The organism is Hydrogenophaga sp. PML113 (assembly GCF_001777155.1).
Lineage (GTDB): Bacteria > Pseudomonadota > Gammaproteobacteria > Burkholderiales > Burkholderiaceae_C > Hydrogenophaga > Hydrogenophaga borbori.
Genome location: NZ_MIYM01000007.1, coordinates 154,929 through 171,609, shown reverse-complemented (window position 1 = coordinate 171,609; position 16,681 = coordinate 154,929). Strand labels below are relative to the sequence as shown.

The 16,681-nt window shown below is 70.0% G+C and carries 13 protein-coding genes; 4 read left to right on the top strand and 9 right to left on the bottom strand.

Going from position 1 to position 16,681, the window contains the following annotated elements; translation table 11 throughout:
- Both BHU06_RS15080 and BHU06_RS15075 read right to left on the bottom strand, forming a co-directional pair.
- On the bottom strand, positions 1-612 hold the full coding sequence (locus BHU06_RS15080; RefSeq protein WP_070400027.1) for an isochorismatase family protein: 612 nt from the start codon (positions 610-612) through the stop codon (positions 1-3).
- 17 nt (positions 613-629) lie between these two features.
- On the bottom strand, positions 630-1,358 hold the full coding sequence (locus BHU06_RS15075; RefSeq protein WP_070400026.1) for a TetR/AcrR family transcriptional regulator: 729 nt from the start codon (positions 1,356-1,358) through the stop codon (positions 630-632).
- Positions 1,359-1,495: 137 nt separating this feature from the next.
- Here BHU06_RS15075 and BHU06_RS15070 point away from each other — a divergent pair, with 137 nt between their 5' ends.
- Positions 1,496-3,103 (top strand): 4-hydroxyphenylacetate 3-hydroxylase family protein, encoded by a 1,608-nt coding sequence (locus BHU06_RS15070; protein WP_070400025.1) that lies wholly within the window; start codon positions 1,496-1,498, stop codon positions 3,101-3,103.
- A 64-nt stretch (positions 3,104-3,167) separates the two neighbouring features.
- Positions 3,168-3,725 (top strand): C40 family peptidase, encoded by a 558-nt coding sequence (locus BHU06_RS15065; RefSeq protein ID WP_070400024.1) that lies wholly within the window; start codon positions 3,168-3,170, stop codon positions 3,723-3,725.
- A gap of 50 nt (positions 3,726-3,775) precedes the next feature.
- Here the strand turns inward: BHU06_RS15065 and BHU06_RS15060 are convergent, their stop codons facing one another.
- From BHU06_RS15060 to aceE, 7 genes are all read right to left on the bottom strand, one after another.
- Positions 3,776-4,507 (bottom strand): 2OG-Fe(II) oxygenase, encoded by a 732-nt coding sequence (locus BHU06_RS15060; protein WP_070400023.1) that lies wholly within the window; start codon positions 4,505-4,507, stop codon positions 3,776-3,778.
- A complete protein-coding gene (gene ada, locus BHU06_RS15055; protein ID WP_070400022.1) occupies positions 4,507-5,583 on the bottom strand; it encodes a bifunctional DNA-binding transcriptional regulator/O6-methylguanine-DNA methyltransferase Ada in 1,077 nt (358 codons plus the stop codon). Before ada ends, BHU06_RS15060 begins: the two co-directional genes overlap by 1 nt.
- Positions 5,580-6,224, bottom strand: coding sequence for a DNA oxidative demethylase AlkB (gene alkB, locus BHU06_RS15050; protein WP_070400021.1), 645 nt, complete (start codon positions 6,222-6,224; stop codon positions 5,580-5,582). Before alkB ends, ada begins: the two co-directional genes overlap by 4 nt.
- 2 nt (positions 6,225-6,226) lie before the next feature.
- The gene (locus BHU06_RS15045) at positions 6,227-6,940 is read right to left on the bottom strand and encodes a 2OG-Fe(II) oxygenase (RefSeq protein WP_070400020.1); all 714 of its coding nucleotides are present in this window, start codon (positions 6,938-6,940) and stop codon (positions 6,227-6,229) included.
- Positions 6,941-7,067: 127 nt separating this feature from the next.
- Complete coding sequence (gene lpdA, locus BHU06_RS15040) at positions 7,068-8,894, bottom strand: dihydrolipoyl dehydrogenase (RefSeq protein WP_070400019.1); 1,827 nt, start codon at positions 8,892-8,894, stop codon at positions 7,068-7,070.
- Positions 8,895-8,904: 10 nt separating this feature from the next.
- Positions 8,905-10,554 (bottom strand): dihydrolipoyllysine-residue acetyltransferase, encoded by a 1,650-nt coding sequence (gene aceF, locus BHU06_RS15035; protein ID WP_070400018.1) that lies wholly within the window; start codon positions 10,552-10,554, stop codon positions 8,905-8,907.
- A gap of 15 nt (positions 10,555-10,569) precedes the next feature.
- Positions 10,570-13,293, bottom strand: a complete 2,724-nt coding sequence (aceE, locus tag BHU06_RS15030) for a pyruvate dehydrogenase (acetyl-transferring), homodimeric type (protein WP_070400017.1) — start codon at positions 13,291-13,293, stop codon at positions 10,570-10,572.
- Positions 13,294-13,462: 169 nt separating this feature from the next.
- On the opposite strand from aceE, the gene BHU06_RS15025 reads away from it, so the two are divergent.
- Both BHU06_RS15025 and BHU06_RS15020 read left to right on the top strand, forming a co-directional pair.
- Positions 13,463-16,000 carry a PAS domain-containing sensor histidine kinase gene (locus BHU06_RS15025; protein ID WP_070400016.1) on the top strand — a complete coding sequence of 846 codons (2,538 nt, stop codon included), beginning with the start codon at positions 13,463-13,465 and terminating at the stop codon, positions 15,998-16,000.
- Positions 15,997-16,623 (top strand): response regulator transcription factor, encoded by a 627-nt coding sequence (locus tag BHU06_RS15020; RefSeq protein ID WP_070400015.1) that lies wholly within the window; start codon positions 15,997-15,999, stop codon positions 16,621-16,623. The genes BHU06_RS15025 and BHU06_RS15020 overlap by 4 nt, the downstream gene beginning before the upstream one ends.
- Positions 16,624-16,681: the final 58 nt, after the last annotated feature.

Below are 16,681 nucleotides of genomic sequence, written 5' to 3'. Positions count from 1 at the left end.
TTACTTGATCAGCCCCTGCACCGCCTTGAAGTCGGGGTGCTCGGCCGTGCGCAGCCACTCGAAGGCCACCATCTCGGTGGTCAGCAGTTCGGCCCCGGCACCGGCCAGGCGGTCGAAGGCGGCGTCGCGGTTGCGCTCGGTGCGCGAGCCGCAGGCGTCCGTCACAACCCAGACCTCGAACTCCTGCTCCAGCAGCTCCAGCGCGGTCTGCATGAGGCAGACGTGGGCCTCGCAGCCGGCGATGACGATGCTGGGCCGCTCGGCCTCGCGCGGCGTCTGGGCGCGTTCCTTCTGCAGGTGCTTGGGCAGGCTGCGCACGTTGCCGCCCTGCGGGCGCGCGGGCGGGCGCAGCCAGTCGGCCAGGCCGTCGGCCACGGCGCTGAAGTGCATCTTGGCCAGGGTGCGGCGGCACAGGGCGCGCAGCTCGGGCGGGTTGGGGCCCAGCTTGTCGGGGTTCTGCTCGGTGCCCCAGGCGGGCACGTCCAGGGTCTGGGCCATCTGCGCCAGGCGCAGGGCGTTGGCCAGCACCAGCGGGCCTTCGTGGATGGCGGGCATGAGGCGGGACTGGTAGTCCACCAGCACCAGTTGGGAGTCGTCGGCGTCGAGCAGCATGGCGAGCGGGAAAAGGGTCAATCGGCGAACAGATCGCGCTGCGGCAGGGTGCGGCCGGGCGCGGCGGGGTCGAAGCGCTCGACCAGGCGGTCCACGTACTGCGCGAACAGCGCCTCCGCGGCCTGGCCGAACAGCCGGATGCGGCCGGTGTGCTTGAGCAGCAGCAGCCCCATGCCGTGGGCGAACAGGGCGGCATTCTCGCGTGCCGCGGCGTCGGGCGGCAGGCCCAGGTCCTCCAGCGCGTGTTCGCAGGGGCGCAGGGCCTCCAGCAGGCGCTCGTTGAGCGCGCGGTCCAGCTCGTGCGTCAGGCCATGCGGGGCCAGGCCATTGACGAGGTAGAAGCCCAGGTCCAGGTCGCGCGGGTGGCTGGCGTAGAAGCCGAACCAGGCCTGGGCCTTGGCCGCCAGGGCCTGGCCCGGCTGGCCCTTGGGCGCGCGCGCGGCCTGCACCTCGGCCAGCAGGCGGTCCAGCGACTCGGCCAGGAGCGCGCCGTAGATGGCCTCCTTGCTGTCGAAGTAGCTGTAGAGCGCCCCGGCGGTATAGCCCGCCTCGCGCGCGATCTCGCGGATGCTGGCGCCCTCCACGCCCTTGTCGGCGAAGACGCGGCGCGCCGCGTCCAGCACATGGGCCCGCCGCGTGTCCGACATGGCCAGCTGCCGCTGCTGGCGCAGCTCCAGCTGGCGCTGGGCCTCGGCCTGGTCGGCCGCGCTGGGCAAGGGACGAAGCTCGTCGAGGTGCACGTTCATGGCGCGCAGTGTAGCGAGGGAGGCGAACTTAGTTTTATTTCATGAACTCTTGTCAAAGAATTGAACACTGTTTAATCTTTTGATCGTCACTACCAAAATTCAACGGCAACAACGGCCCCCGAACAGGAGACAAATGCATGAACACCATGCCCCCCCCGCCAGCCCTGATGACCGGCGCCGACTACCGCGAGTCGCTGCGGCGCTACCGCCCTCGGGTGAGCGTGGACGGGCGCTGGGTGGACAGCGTGGCCGACGACCCGGCGCTGCGGCCCGGCATCAACGCCGTGGCCCTGACCTACGACTTCGCCCACCAGCCGAAGTACGCGCCGCTGATGACGGCCACGCAGCCCACCAGCGGGCGCACGGTGAACCGCATGACCCACCTGTCCACCAGCGCCGGCGACCTGCTGAACAAGCTGGAGGCGGTGCGGCTGATCTGCCAGGAAACCGGTTGCGCCCAGCGTTACCTCACCCACGACGCGCTGCACGCCATCGCCCAGCTCAGCGCCCGGCTGGACGACGCCAGCGGCGGGCGCGAACGTGGCGACCGCTTCCTGGCCTACCTGCACCGCGTGCAGGACCAGGACCTGACCCTGGGCGTGGCCATGACCGACGCCAAGGGCGACCGCAGCCGCCGCCCGCACCAGCAGGCCAACGCCGACACCTATGTGCACATCGTCGAGCGCAACGCCAAGGGCATCGTCATCAGCGGCACCAAGGCCATCGTCACGGGCGCGCCCTATATGCACGAACTGCTGGTCATGCCCTGCCGCAACATGGGCGAGGCCGACGCCGACTTCGCCGTCTGCTGCGCCGTGCCGGTGGACGCCGAAGGCCTGACCATCGTGGCCCGGCCCGCGGGCCGCCCCGGCGAACGGCTGGAGCACGGCGACGCCCTCTTCTCGCGCCGCTTCGGCCAGAGCACCGGCGTGTGCCTGTTCGATCGCGTCTTCGTGCCCTGGGAGCGCGTGTTCCTGGCTGGCGAGTGGGAACACTCCGGCCACCTCACCTACAGCTACGCCACCCACCACCGCCAAACCTGCATCGCCGCGCGCGCCGGCTTCGGCGACCTGCTGATCGGCGCCGGCGCGCTGATGTGCGAGGCCAACGGCTTCGACCCGGGTGCCGAAAGCCACCTGCGCGAACAGATGGTGGAGCTGATCACCATCGTGGAAGGCTTCTACGCCTGCGGCGTGGCGGCCAGCGTCTACGGACGGCGCGACGAACACGCCGAGGTCTTCATGCCCGACCCGGTGTTCGCCAACATCGGCAAGCTGCTGCTGGCCACCAAGATCTACGACATGCACCGCCTCGCGCACACCGTGAGCGGCGGCCTCATCGTCACCCTGCCCGGCCCCGACGAGGACCACAACCCCGAGACGGCGGGCCGGCTATCCGACGTGCTGCGCGCCAGCCCGGACGTGCCCTACGAGCAGCGCATCCAGGCCGCGCGCTTCATCGAAGACCTCACCGCCGGCTACCAGGGCGGCTGGTACAGCGTCATCAGCCTGCACGGCGGCGGCTCGCCGGCCGCCATGAAACAGGAAATCTGGCGCCACTACCCGGTGGGCGACAAGGTCGACCTGGTGGAGCGCCTGCTCGAGCGCGGCCTGAGCGCCGATCCGGCGCGCGCCATCACGCGCAACCGCCAGCCCGGCCGCTGCTGCGACAGCGGCTGCACCCAACCCGGCCAGCCCATGATGGTGAGCTTGCCAACGAATACCAAAGCAACAAAATCGGCCTGAATCAAGCAGTTACAAGGCTTTTTTCAGTTGACGGGAGAGGTGGCAGCCACTACCCTCCACGCCCATGCGCCGCTGGCTCCCCTTCCTCCTCCTTGGCTGTTCGGCCGTGGCACAGGCCGCGCCGCCCAGCGGGAGCTGGGAAAACATGGAGTCCATGCTCGCCGACAAGGGCTTCATCAGCCGCCTGGGCGAGCAGGTGCAGCAAGCCGGCACCACCGCCGGCCAGCAGGCCTCCAGCCTGGTGATCAACGCCCTGGCCTTCCTGGGCGTGCCCTACAAATGGGGCGGCAACTCCTTCGACACCGGCTTCGACTGCAGCGGCTTCGTGCGCGCCGTGTACGAGCAGTCCATGGGCAAGCTGCTGCCGCGCCGCTCCGACGAGCAGGCCGCCGCCACCCAGCCCATCGAGCGCAGCGAGCTGCAACCCGGCGACCTGGTGTTCTTCAACACCCTGCGCCGCTCCTTCAGCCACGTGGGCATCTACATCGGCGACGGCAAGTTCGTTCACTCGCCCCGCGCCGGCGCCCAGGTGCGGGTGGAGGACATGCGCGTGGCCTACTGGAACAAGCGCTTCAATGGCGCCCGCCGCGTGCCCGAAGGCGCCGGCCCCAGCCAGCCTTGAGACCGTCGCGGGCCGCGGAGCGCTGAGGCGGGCGCCGCCCCCGCGTGGCCTCAGGGAGCGGCGGGGAAGTCCAGCGCCAGGCCGAGGCGCTCGCCCCGGCGCACGCGGCCGATGGCGTGCCGCATCCGCACCCGGTAGTGGCCCCGGCCGCCCTGGAACGGGCGCTGGTCCGTGACGATGATGGCCGCGTCGCCCAGCCGCAGCGGCAGCACCAGCGGGCGCGACTGCATGCGCGGGCGCTGCTCGGTCATCACGAAGTCGCCGCCCTCGAAGTCCTGGCCGGGTTGCGACAGCAGCACGACGAGCCGCAGCGGGAACGCGGCGTCGCCCACCGGGCCCGGGTGCAGCAGCAGCTCGTCGCCGGCCCCGAGCCGGCTGAGGCAGCACGGCCACCGCACCGGCCCCGCCCGCCGCGGGTCCAACAGACGGCCGTCCAGCGCCGCCGGGTAGCGGCCATCGAGCCCCAAGGTCTCGTTCCACCGGTTGGCGATGCCCGCCAGGGGCCGGTAGAGCGCCGCGCGCCAGGCCGCCAGCGGCGCCGGCAGCGGCCCGTCGACGCCCAGCGCCTCGCCGCGCCCCAGGCCCAGGGCGGCCAGCGGCACGCGGGCGGTGGCCGAGGCGGCGAAGCGCCGCGCCAGGCCGCGCGCCGCCTCGCCGCCCAGCCAGCCGGGCAGCAGGGCGTGGCCCTCGCTGTCCAGCTGCGCCGCGAGGGAGGCCCAGTCGAGGTGCTCGACCGCCGCGTCGACGGGCGCGTCGATGGACACCGTGGCGCTCGGCCCCATCACGCCAGGGCCTCGCGGCGCAGCAGCTCGCGCTTGCGGTCCACGCCCCAGCGGTAGCCGGCCAGGTCGCCATCGCACCGCACCACGCGGTGGCAGGGAATGGCCACGGCCAGGCGGTTCGCGCCGCAGGCCTGCGCCACGGCGCGCACCGCCCGGGGCGAGCCGATGCGCTCGGCGATCTCCGCGTAGCTCGCGGTCGTGCCCGGCGGGATCTCGCGCAGGGCGCGCCAGACGCGCTCCTGGAAGGCCGTGCCCTGCACGTCCAATGGCAGCCGCAGGCCGATCGCGGGCGCTTCGATGAAGCCCACGACCTCGGCGATCCAGCGCTCGAAGGCGGCGTCGCCACCGATGAGCCGGGCCCGGGGGAACTGGTCCTGCAGCTCGCGCACCAGCGCCTCCGGGTCGTCGCCCAGCAGGATGGCGCAGATGCCGCGCTGGCTCTGGGCCACCAGGATCGCGCCCAGCGAGCACTGCCCCACCGCGAATCGGATCTGCGCCCCGGCGCCACCGGCCCGGTAGTCGCGCGCCCGCATGCCCAGCAACTGGTCGGCGGCCTCGTAGAAGCGGCTGTTGGAGTTGAAGCCCGCGCCGTAGATGGCGTCGGTGATGGACGCCTTGGGCGCGGCCAGTTCCTCGCGCAGCCGGCGGGCGCGGTAGGCCGAGCCATAGGCCTTGGGCGTCAAGCCCGTCTCGGCCTTGAACAGGCGGTGGAAGTGGAAGGGGCTCATGCCGAGCTCGGCCGCCAGGCCGTCCAGCGAGGGCGGCGTCTGCGCGGCCTCGATGAGCCGGCAGGCGCGCGCCACCCGCTCGGCCCGCGCGGCCGCCGCGCGGGTCTGGTCGCCCTGGGCGCGGCGGCTGGGTCGGTAGCCCGCCGCCTCGGCGGCGTCGGCCGAATCGAAGAAGGCCACGTTCTCGCGCCGGGGCCGCCGCGCCGCCGAGCTGGGCGGACCGTACACGCCGGTGGTGCGCACGGCATAGACGAAGTGCCCGTCGGCGGCGGCTTCCCGGGCCTGCACCGCGGCCCAGCGCTCGTCCTCGGTGCGGTAGGCGACGGTGATGCTGGCGTTCATGTTCATCCTGCCCGGCGGAACGTGAGGTTGATGCGCTGCGGGCCCAGCACGGCGTGGGACCCGTCCTTGAGCGGTGACACGCCGTGGAAGCGCAGGCGATCGGCGCCGCCCCAGACCACCACGTCCCCGTGCCGCAGCGGCAACTTGAGCGTCGGATCGGTGCGCGCCTGGCCGCCCCACAGAAACGTGGCCGGCAGGCCCAGCGAGACCGACACGATGGGCGCTGTGTCGTCGCGCTCATCGCGGTCCTGATGCAGCGACAGCCGCGCGCCGGGCGCGTAGCGGTTGATCAGGCAGGCGTCGGGCGCGAAGCCCTCGAAGCCCGCCGCGGCTGCCGCTTCGTGGGCCAAGCCGGCGAAGGCGGGCGGCATGGCCGGCCAGGGCCTGCCGCGCTCGGGATCGATGGCGCTGTACCGGTAACCCCGGCGGTCGCTGGTCCAGCCCAGCTCGCCGGCATTCGTCATCGCCACCGACATGGTGAAACCGCCCGGCGTCACCAGGTGCCGGAACGGCGACACCGCCTCGATGGCCGCGATGGCGGCCAGCAGCTGCGGCACGCACGGCAGGGCGAAGCCGTGCAGCAGCCAGGCACCGGGCCCCAGGCGCTGCTGGCGCTCGCCCGGCTCGAACAGATCCAGCGTTTCCATGCTCAACCCGCGTCGTGGAAGATGAGGCCCACCGTGTGCCGCAGGCCAGCGTGCACGCGGCTGACGCCGTGCCGCATGGCCAGCCGGCGCACGCCGCGCCGGCCCGTGGCCGGCCGTTGATGGACGGTGAACACCACCGCGTCGCCCTGGTCCAGCGGGACCACCTCCGCGCGCTGGCCCTCGCCCGATCGTTCGGTCATGACGAATTCGCCGCCCTCGAAGTCCCGGCCGGGCCGCGACAGCAGGATGGCCACCTGCAGCGGGAAGACCAGCTCGCCGTACAGGTCCTGGTGCAGGCAGTTGTGGTCGCCCTCGCCATACCGCAGGATCAGCGGCGTCGGCCGCGTCTGGCCGGCCCCATGGCAGCGCCGCAGAAAGCTGTCCAGCCCGTCCGGGTAGCGCGTGGCCAGGCCCAGCTGCTGACTCCAGCGGTTGGCGATGGGGGCCAGCCGGGGATACAGGGCGTGGCGCAGTTCGTGCAGCAGCGGCGGCAGCGGGTACGCGAAATACTTGTACTCGCCACGCCCGAAGCCGTGCCGCGCCATGACCACCCGCGAGCGGAAGCCTTGCTGGCGCGGATAAAGCGCCGCGAGGGCCTCGCATTGCGCCGCCGTGAGCAGGCCGGGCAGCACGGCGTGGCCATGGGCGTCGAGCGACGCTTCGATGCCCACCCAGTCGTGGGGCGCGGCGGTGTCCTGGCAGATGGCGCTTGGCATGGGGTCCAGTGTAGGAAGCCCCGCCGGCCAGAACACTCCGCTCCTTGCGCTTGAATTGCCCTGCCCCCAAAAAAAGCCCCCGGCCGTTGAACCGCCGGGGGCTTTTTGTCGCTCGGAGCGAGCCGGCTCAGCGCCGCGGCGGGGGCACGTCCGTGCAGCTGCCGTGCGCCACCTCGGCCGCCAGGCCCATGCTCTCGCCCAGCGTGGGGTGCGGGTGGATGGTCTTGCCGATGTCCACCGCGTCGGCGCCCATCTCGATGGCCAGCGCGACCTCGCCGATCATGTCGCCCGCGTGCGTGCCGACGATGCCACCGCCCAGGATGCGGCCGTGGCCGTGCGCCTCGGGCGAGTCGTCGAACAGCAGCTTGGTGAAGCCCTCGTCGCGGCCGTTGGCGATGGCGCGGCCCGATGCGGTCCAGGGGAACAGGCCCTTCTTGACCTTGATGCCCTGCGCCTTGGCCTGGTCCTCGGTGAGGCCCACCCAGGCCACCTCGGGGTCGGTGTAGGCCACGCTGGGGATGACGCGCGCATTGAAGGCGGCGGCGGCCAGGTCGGCCTTGCCCTGCAGCTCGCCCGCGATCACCTCGGCCGCCACATGGCCCTCGTGCACCGCCTTGTGCGCCAGCATGGGCTGGCCCACGATGTCGCCGATGGCGAAGATGTGCGGCACGTTGGTGCGCATCTGGATGTCGACGTCGATGAAGCCGCGCTCGGTGACGGCCACGCCGGCCGCGTCGGCGCCGATCTTCTTGCCGTTGGGGCTGCGGCCCACGGCCTGCAGCACCAGGTCGTAGGTCTGCGGCGCGGGCGCGTTCTCGCCCTCGAAGCTCACCTCGATGCCCGCCGGCGTGGCCTTGGCCGCCACCGTCTTGGTCTTGAGCAGGATGTTGTCGAAGCGCGGCGCGTTCATCTTCTGCCAGACCTTCACCAGGTCGCGGTCGGCGCCCTGCATCAGGCCGTCGAGCATCTCCACCACGTCCAGGCGCGCGCCCAGGGTGCTGTAGACGGTGCCCATCTCCAGGCCGATGATGCCGCCGCCCAGGATCAGCATGCGCTTGGGCACGCCGGCCAGGGCCAGCGCGCCGGTGCTGTCGACCACGCGCGGGTCCTCGGGCATGAAGGGCAGGCGCACGGCCTGCGAGCCGGCCGCGATGATGGCCTTCTTGAAGGCCACCACCTGCTTGCTCCCGGTCTTGTTCTGGCCAGCGCCCTCGGTGAGTTCCACGCCCAGGTGGTTGGGGCCGACGAAGCTGCCATAACCGCGCAGCACGGTGACCTTGCGCATCTTCGCCATGGACGATAGGCCGCCGGTGAGCTTGCCGATCACCTTGTCCTTGTGGCCGCGCAGCTTCTCGATGTTGACCACGGGGCGGCCGTACTCGATGCCGTAGCCGGCCAAGTGGTTCACCTCATCCATGACGGCGGCCACGTGCAGCAGCGCCTTGGAGGGGATGCAGCCCACGTTGAGGCAGACGCCGCCCAGCGTGGCGTAGCGCTCCACCAGCACCACCTTCAGGCCGAGGTCGGCCGCGCGGAAGGCGGCCGAGTAGCCGCCGGGGCCGCCGCCCAGCACGACGACGTCGCACGCCAGGTCGGCGGCACCGGCGTAAGCCGGGGCGGCGGGCGTGGCCGCGCGCGGGGCCGGCGCGGGACTGGCCGCGGCGGGTGCGGGTGCGGGTGCGGGCGACGCCGCGGGCGCCGGCGCGCTGGCCGCGCCCTCGCCGTCGATCACCGCGAGCAGGTCGCCGATGTTCACCTTGTCGCCGACCTTGACCTTGAGCTCCTTGAGCACGCCCGCCTGCGAGGACGGGATCTCCATCGAGGCCTTGTCGCTCTCCACGGTGATGAGCGATTGCTCGAGTTTGATGGTGTCGCCGGGTTTCACCAGCACCTCGATGACCGCGACGTCCTTGAAGTCGCCGATGTCGGGGACCTTGATGTCCATGAGAGGCATGTCGGTCTCCTTACAGCAGCACGCGGCGGAAGTCCGCCAGCACCTGGCCGAGGTACGCATTGAAACGCGCAGCGGCCGCGCCGTCGATGACGCGGTGGTCGTAGGACAGCGACAGCGGCAGCGTCAGGCGCGGCACGAACTGCTGGCCGTCCCACACCGGCTTCATCTGGCTCTTGGACAGGCCGAGGATGGCCACCTCCGGCGCGTTGATGATGGGCGTGAAGTGCGTGCCGCCAATGCCGCCGAGCGAGCTGATGGAGAAGCAGCCGCCGCTCATGTCGGCCGGGCCCATCTTGCCGTCGCGCGCCTTCTTGGCCAGATCGCCCATTTCCTGGCTGATCTGCAGGACGCCCTTCTTGTCGGCGTCCCTCAGCACGGGCACCACCAGGCCATTGGGCGTGTCGGCCGCGAAGCCGATGTGGAAGTACTGCTTGTAGACCAGGGTGTCGCCGTCGAGGCTGGCGTTGAACTCGGGGAATTTCTTCAGCGCCGAGACCACCGCCTTGATCACGAAGGCCAGCATGGTGACCTTCACGCCGGACTTCTCGTTCTCCTTGTTGGTGGCCACGCGGAAGGCCTCCAGTTCGGTGATGTCCGCCTCGTCGTTGTTGGTGACGTGCGGGATCATCACCCAGTTGCGGTGCAGGTTGGCGCCGCTGATCTTCTTGATGCGCGAGAGGTCCTTGCGCTCGACCGGGCCAAACTTGGTGAAGTCGACCTTGGGCCAAGGCAGCAGGTCCATGCCCATGCCGCCGCCACCGGCCGGGGCCTTGGCGGCCTGGGCCTGCGTCTGCGCGCTGCCCGCCATCACGGCCTTGGTGAAGTTCTGCACGTCCTCCAGCGTGATGCGGCCCTTGGGGCCGTTGCCCTTGACCTCGGCCAGCGGCACGCCCAGCTCGCGCGCGAACTTGCGCACCGAGGGCGAGGCGTGCGGCAGGCCCACGGGCGGCACGGTGGGGTTGTGCGCGGGGGCCTGGGCCGGCGCGGCCGAGGGCGCCGCCGCGGCGGGCGCCGGGCTGGACGCCTGGGCCGGGGCGGGAGCGGTGGCGGCCGGGGCGGGGGCCGGCGCCTGCGCGGGCGCGCCCGTGGCGGCCGACCCTTCCAGCACCGCGATCAGGTCGCCGATGTTGAGCTTGTCGCCCACCTTGACCTTGAGTTCCTTGAGCACGCCAGCCGACGACGAGGGAATCTCCATCGAGGCCTTGTCGCTCTCCACGGTGATGAGCGACTGCTCGACCTTGACCGCGTCGCCGGGTTTGACCAGCACCTCGATCACCGCGACGTCCTTGAAGTCGCCGATGTCGGGCACGCGCACCTCGACCGGGCCGGCAGGTGCCGCTGCGGCGGGTGCTGGAGCCGGCGGCTGCGCGGGCGAGGCAGCGGGCGCCGGTGCGGCTGCGGCGGGCGCCGGTGCGGCGGCAGCGTCGGCCTCCAGCACGACCACCACCGAGCCCTGCTTCACCTTGTCGCCGAGCTGGACCTTCAGCTCCTTCACCACCCCCGCGTGCGAGGACGGGATCTCCATCGAGGCCTTGTCGCTCTCCACGGTGATGAGCGACTGCTCGGCCTTCACGGTGTCGCCGGGCTTGACCAGCAGCTCGATCACCGCCACTTCGTCGAAATCCCCGATGTCCGGGACCTTCACTTCAATGCTTGCCATGTCGGTCTCCGGTGCTCAGGCGTGGAGCGGGTTGATCTTGTCGGCCTTGATGCCGTATTTCTGGATCGCCTCGGCCACCTTGGCCGCCGGCAGCTTGCCCTCGTCGGCCAGCGCCTTCAGCGCGGCCAGCACGATGTAGTGGCGGTTCACCTCGAAGTGCTCGCGCAGCTTGCTGCGGAAGTCGCTGCGGCCGAAGCCGTCGGTGCCCAGCACCTTGTAGGTGCGGTCCTTGGGCACGAAGGGACGGATCTGCTCCGCGTAGTTCTTCATGTAGTCGGTGGAGGCGATCACCGGGCCCGTGGTCTTGGCCAGTTGCTCGGTCACGAAGGCCGTGCGCGGCTTCTCGGTGGGGTGCAGCAGGTTCCAGCGCTCCACGTCCTGGCCGTCGCGCGTCAACTCGTTGAAGCTCGGGCAGCTCCAGATGCCAGCGGCCACACCCCAGTCCTTCTCCAGCAGCTCCTGCGCGGCGAACGCCTCGCGCAGGATGGTGCCGCTGCCCAGCAGCTGCACCGTGGGCGCGTCCTTCTTGAGCGCGGGCGCCTGCTTGCACAGGTACATGCCCTTGATGATCTGCTCCTCGGTGCCGGGCTGCAGGCCGGGCATGGGGTAGTTCTCGTTGAGCAGCGTGAGGTAATAGAAGACGTTCTCCTGGCGCTCCACCATGCGCTTGAGACCGTGGTGCATGATCACCGCCACCTCGTGCGCGAAGGTCGGGTCGTAGCTCACGCAGTTGGGAATGGTGCCCGCCATGATGTGGCTGTGGCCGTCCTCGTGCTGCAGGCCTTCGCCGTTGAGCGTGGTGCGCCCCGAGGTGCCGCCGAGCAGGAAGCCGCGGGCCTGCATGTCGCCCGCCGCCCAGGCCAGGTCGCCGATGCGCTGGAAACCGAACATCGAGTAGTACACGTAGAACGGCACCATGATGCGGTTGTTCGTCGAGTACGAGGTGGCCGCGGCGATCCAGCTGGCCATGCCGCCGGCTTCGTTGATGCCTTCCTGCAGGATCTGGCCCGCCTTGTCTTCCTTGTAGTACATGACCTGGTCTTTATCGACCGGGGTGTACAGCTGACCCTTGGGGTTGTAGATGCCGATCTGGCGGAACAGGCCTTCCATGCCGAAGGTGCGCGCCTCGTCCACCAGGATGGGCACCACGCGCGGGCCCAGCGCCTGGTCGCGCAGCAGTTGCGTCAGGAAACGCACATAGGCCTGGGTGGTGCTGATCTCGCGGCCCTCGGCCGTGGGTTCCAGCACTGCCTTGAAGGTCTCCAGCGCCGGCACGGTGAAGCTCTCGCTGCTCTTGGCGCGGCGGTGCGGCAGGTAGCCGCCCAGGGCCTTGCGGCGGTCGTGCAGGTACTTCATCTCCGGCGTGTCGTCGGCCGGCTTGTAGAACGGGATCTTGGGCAGCTCGCTGTCCGGGATCGGGATGTTGAAGCGGTCGCGCATGTAGCGGATGTCATCGTCCGACAGCTTCTTGGTCTGGTGGGCGGTGTTCTTGCCCTCGCCGGCCTTGCCCATGCCATAGCCCTTGACCGTCTTGACCAGCAGCACCGTGGGCTGGCCCTCGTGGTGGAAGGCGCGGTGGAAGGCGGCGTACACCTTCTGGGCATCGTGGCCACCGCGGCGCAGCGCCCAGATGTCGTCGTCGCTCATCTTGGACACCAGCTCCAGCGTGCGCGGGTCGCGGCCGAAGAAGTTCTTGCGCACGAAGGCGCCGTCGTTGGCCTTGAAGGCCTGGTAGTCGCCGTCCAGCGTGTCCATCATGACCTTGCGCAGCGCGCCGTCCTTGTCGCGCGCCAGCAGGGCGTCCCACTCGCTGCCCCACAGCAGCTTGATGACGTTCCAGCCCGAGCCGCGGAACTCGCCTTCCAGCTCCTGGATGATCTTGCCGTTGCCGCGCACCGGGCCGTCCAGGCGCTGCAGGTTGCAGTTGACGACGAACACCAGGTTGTCGAGCTTTTCGCGCGCCGCCAGACCGATGGCGCCCAGGCTCTCGGGCTCGTCCATCTCGCCGTCGCCACAGAACACCCAGACCTTGCGCTGGGAGGTGTCGGCGATGCCGCGCGCGTGCAGGTACTTGAGGAAACGCGCCTGGTAGATCGCCATGAGCGGCCCCAGTCCCATGGACACGGTGGGGAACTGCCAGAACCCGGGCATGAGCTTGGGGTGCGGGTAGCTGGACAGGCCTTTGCCGTCCACCTCCTGGCGGAAATTGAGCAGGTGCTCCTCGCTCAGGCGGCCTTCCATGAAGGCGCGGGCGTAGATGCCGGGCGCGCTGTGGCCCTGGATGTAGAGCAGGTCGCCGCCGTGCTTGCCGCCGTTGTCGGTGTCGTCGGCGTGCCAGAAGTGGTTGAAGCCGACCGCGAACATGTGCGCGAGCGACTGGAAAGAGCTGATGTGGCCACCCAGGTCGCCGCCGTCGGCCGGGTCCAGGCGGTTGGCCTTCACGACCATGGCCATGGCGTTCCAGCGCATGTAGGCGCGCAGCCGGCCTTCAAGCTCCAGATTGCCCGGGTTGCGGGCCTCTTCGCCGGGCTCGATGGTGTTGACGTAGCCCGTGGTGGCCGAGAACGGCATGTTCACGCTGTGCTGGCGGGCTTCTTCGAGGAGCTGCTCCAGCAGGAAGTGCGCGCGCTCGGGACCTTCTTTCTCGATGACGGCGGCCAGCGCCTCCATCCATTCCCGCGTCTCCTGGACGTCGTGGTCCACGGCGCCCGCGCCGCTGTTCGTGTCGTTCGCTGACATCGCTGTCTCCTGATGTATGAAGGCGAGCTTACGGAGCCCGTTCGGTGAAGTCTTGGATTCTTCCACAGCGGCCTGGGCATTTCAATATGCGCCTATTGATTTCTTTATGTGAAATTTCCAATAGGGGCCGGCCATGAAACCATTTCCCCTCACGTAGACTCCTCCCGCCATGTCATATACCCCCCCTGCCACCACCCCGCCGTGGTGGAAACGCTGGTGGCGCCGGCTGCCACCATCGCGGCAGGACCGCTTCGCCACGCTCGGCCCGCTGCTGGCGGTGCTGCTGTTCCTGGCCGCCATCGTGGTGGCCATCGCCTACCTGCGCTTCGAGGAGATCGACCGCGAGCGCGAGGCCGTCACGCGCGACGTCGAGTACGCCCAGCAGCGCTTGCGGCTGCGGCTGCTGGAACGCCAGGAGCAATTGATGCGCCTGGCCCGCGAGATCGACAACCAGGCCCTGGACACGGAGGAGTTCGCCTTCCAGGCCGAGACCCTGGTGAGCCAGTTCCCCGAGCTGCTGGCCATCACCTGGGTGGACAGCCGCCGCCGCGTGTTGTCGGGCTACACCTCGCCCAGCGCGCCCGTCGCGCTCATGCGCAGCGTGGGCAGCTCGCTCTCGCCATCCGAGACCGACGGCAGCTTCGACCTCGCGCGCGACCTGCGCCAGCCGATCTACTCGCGCCCGCTCGCCGACAACGACCCGCGCAGCGCGCGGCTGATGCTGCACGTGCCGCTGTCCGAGCAGGGCCGCTTCGCCGGCACCGTGATGGGCGAGTACTCGGTGGACGGCCTGGTGCGCTTCGGCATGCCGCCCGAGATCATGGCGCGCTACGCCGTGGCCCTGCTGGACGACAGCGGCACCGTGTTGGCCGGTAGCCTGCAGACGGCCGAGCCAGTGCTGTCCTTCCTGCCCTGGTCCACGCCCTCGCTGGAGCACGAGGTGCCGGTCTCGCCCGTGGGCAACGGCCTGATCCTCAAGGCCCAGGGCTACCGCACCTCGCAGGACATCGTGGGTTCGGGCTTTGTCGGGGTCATCGGCGCGCTGTCGGCGCTCACGGTGTGGATGCTGATCGGCACCTGGCGCCACACGCGCCGGCGCGTGCAGGCCCAGCAGGCCCTGGTGGCCGAGACCAATTTCCGCCGCGCCATGGAGAACTCCATGCTCACCGGCATGCGCGCGCTGGACATGCAGGGCCGCATCACCTACGTCAACCCCGCGTTCTGCTCCATGACGGGCTGGACCGAGGCCGAGCTGGTAGGCCGCACCGCGCCCTTTCCCTATTGGCCCGAGGAGGACCACGAGCTGCTGCACGCGCGACTGGACGACGAGCTCAACGGCCGCTCCACGCCCGGCGGCTTCGAGGTGCGCGTGCGCCGGCGCAACGGCACGGTGTTCGACGCGCGCATGTACGTCTCGCCGCTGATCGACCCGAAGGGACACCAGACCGGCTGGATGACCTCCATGACCGACATCACCGAGCCCAAGCGCATCCGCGAGGAGCTGTCGGCCTCCTATGAGCGCTTCACCACCGTGCTGGAGTCGCTGGACTCGGCCGTGTCGGTGGCGCCGCTGGGCAGCGAGGAACTGCTGTTCGCCAACAAGATGTACCGCCTGTGGTTCGGCACGCGCGGCCAGGGCCACCGCCACCTGGTGGACCTGGCGGGCAACCAGCCCCAGCCCAGCATGGACGACGCCGACCCGGTCGACGCCTTCGCCGGCATGCCCACCGGCACGCTCACCGACGCCGGCGTGGAGAACGCCGAGGTCTTCGTGCAGGAACTCGACCGCTGGCTGGAGGTGCGCACGCGCTACCTCACCTGGGTAGACGGGCGACTGGCGCAGATGGTGATCGCCAGCGACATCACGCCGCGGCGCGCCGCCGAGGAACAGGCCGCGCGCCAGACCGAGCGCGCCCAGACCGCCAGCCGCCTCATCACCATGGGCGAGATGGCCTCCAGCGTGGCGCACGAACTCAACCAGCCGCTCACCGCCATCAGCAACTATTGCACCGGCATCATTTCGCGCCTGCAGGAGCAGCGCATCTCACCCGAGGAAATGCTGGTGGCGCTGGACAAGACCGCGCGCCAGGCCCAGCGCGCGGGCCAGATCATCCAGCGCATCCGCGCCTTCGTGAAGCGCAGCGAGCCCAACCCCACGCTGTCGGATGTGGCCCAGATGGTGAACAACGCCATCGAGCTGGCCGACATCGAGCTGCGCCGCCAGCAGGTGCGGCTCACGCCCTACGTGGCCGCGCGCCTGCCGGCGCTGATGGTGGACCCGATTCTGATCGAGCAGGTGCTCATCAACCTGCTCAAGAACGCCGGCGAGTCCATCGTGCAGGCGGGCCGCCCGCTGGGCGAGCGCCTGGTGGAGCTGCGCGTGGCGCCGCGCCAGCTGGACGGCGAGGGCGTGGTCGAGTTCGAGGTGCGCGACTCGGGCAAGGGCGTGCCCGACGAGATGATCGAGCGCATCTACGAGGCCTTCTACAGCACCAAGAGCGAGGGCATGGGCATCGGCCTCAAGCTGTGCCGCAGCATCGTCGAGTCGCACCACGGCCGGATGCGGATGGAGAACCTCTACAATGGCACCGAGGTGACGGGGTGCTGTTTCAGCTTCTGGATCCCCGTCGCGCCGCGACTTCAACCCCAGGGTTCGTCGGACACTGCCGCCAACGAACCACTGACGGACACCGAGAGAGCGAGATGAGCCTGATCCCCAAAAAGGGCACCGTCTATGTCGTCGATGACGACGAGGCCGTGCGCGATTCCCTCCAGTGGCTGCTCGAGGGCAAGGACTTCCGGGTTCGCTGTTTTGAATCGGCGGAGGCCTTCCTCTCCCGGTACGACGCCCGCGAAGTGGCCTGCCTCATCGCTGACATCCGCATGGGCGGCATGACCGGCATGGAACTGCAGGACCGCCTGGTCGAGCGCCAGTCCCCCTTGCCCATCGTCTTCATCACCGGCCACGGCGACGTGCCCATGGCGGTCGAATCCATGAAAAAGGGCGCGCTGGACTTCATCCAGAAGCCCTTCAAGGAAGACCAACTGGTGGCCCTGGTCGAGCGCATGCTGGAACACGCGCGCGAGGCCTTCACGACCCATCAGCAGGCCGCCAGCCGCGACGCCCTGCTCTCCAAGCTCACCGGCCGCGAATCGCAGGTGCTCGAGCGCATCGTCGCCGGCCGCCTGAACAAGCAGATCGCCGACGACCTGGGCATCAGCATCAAGACGGTGGAGGCGCACCGCGCCAACATCATGGAAAAGCTCGGCGCCAATACGGTGGCCGACCTGCTCAAGATCGCCCTGGGCCAAACGCCCGCGAAAGCCTGACCCCACAGCCACCCACCAACGCCCGCCACCTTGGCGGGCGTTTCGTTTTCCCAGCCTT

Excerpts from the sequence above, each read along its gene's own strand:
- BHU06_RS15080 (WP_070400027.1), bottom strand. The coding sequence starts at position 612 with ATGCTGCTCGACGCCGACGACTCCCAACTGGTGCTGGTGGACTACCAG.
- BHU06_RS15075 (WP_070400026.1), bottom strand. The coding sequence starts at position 1,358 with ATGAACGTGCACCTCGACGAGCTTCGTCCCTTGCCCAGCGCGGCCGAC.
- BHU06_RS15070 (WP_070400025.1), top strand. The coding sequence starts at position 1,496 with ATGAACACCATGCCCCCCCCGCCAGCCCTGATGACCGGCGCCGACTAC.
- BHU06_RS15065 (WP_070400024.1), top strand. The coding sequence starts at position 3,168 with ATGCGCCGCTGGCTCCCCTTCCTCCTCCTTGGCTGTTCGGCCGTGGCA.
- BHU06_RS15060 (WP_070400023.1), bottom strand. The coding sequence starts at position 4,507 with ATGGGGCCGAGCGCCACGGTGTCCATCGACGCGCCCGTCGACGCGGCG.
- ada (WP_070400022.1), bottom strand. The coding sequence starts at position 5,583 with ATGAACATGAACGCCAGCATCACCGTCGCCTACCGCACCGAGGACGAG.
- alkB (WP_070400021.1), bottom strand. The coding sequence starts at position 6,224 with ATGGAAACGCTGGATCTGTTCGAGCCGGGCGAGCGCCAGCAGCGCCTG.
- BHU06_RS15045 (WP_070400020.1), bottom strand. The coding sequence starts at position 6,940 with ATGCCAAGCGCCATCTGCCAGGACACCGCCGCGCCCCACGACTGGGTG.
- lpdA (WP_070400019.1), bottom strand. The coding sequence starts at position 8,894 with ATGCCTCTCATGGACATCAAGGTCCCCGACATCGGCGACTTCAAGGAC.
- aceF (WP_070400018.1), bottom strand. The coding sequence starts at position 10,554 with ATGGCAAGCATTGAAGTGAAGGTCCCGGACATCGGGGATTTCGACGAA.
- aceE (WP_070400017.1), bottom strand. The coding sequence starts at position 13,293 with ATGTCAGCGAACGACACGAACAGCGGCGCGGGCGCCGTGGACCACGAC.
- BHU06_RS15025 (WP_070400016.1), top strand. The coding sequence starts at position 13,463 with ATGTCATATACCCCCCCTGCCACCACCCCGCCGTGGTGGAAACGCTGG.
- BHU06_RS15020 (WP_070400015.1), top strand. The coding sequence starts at position 15,997 with ATGAGCCTGATCCCCAAAAAGGGCACCGTCTATGTCGTCGATGACGAC.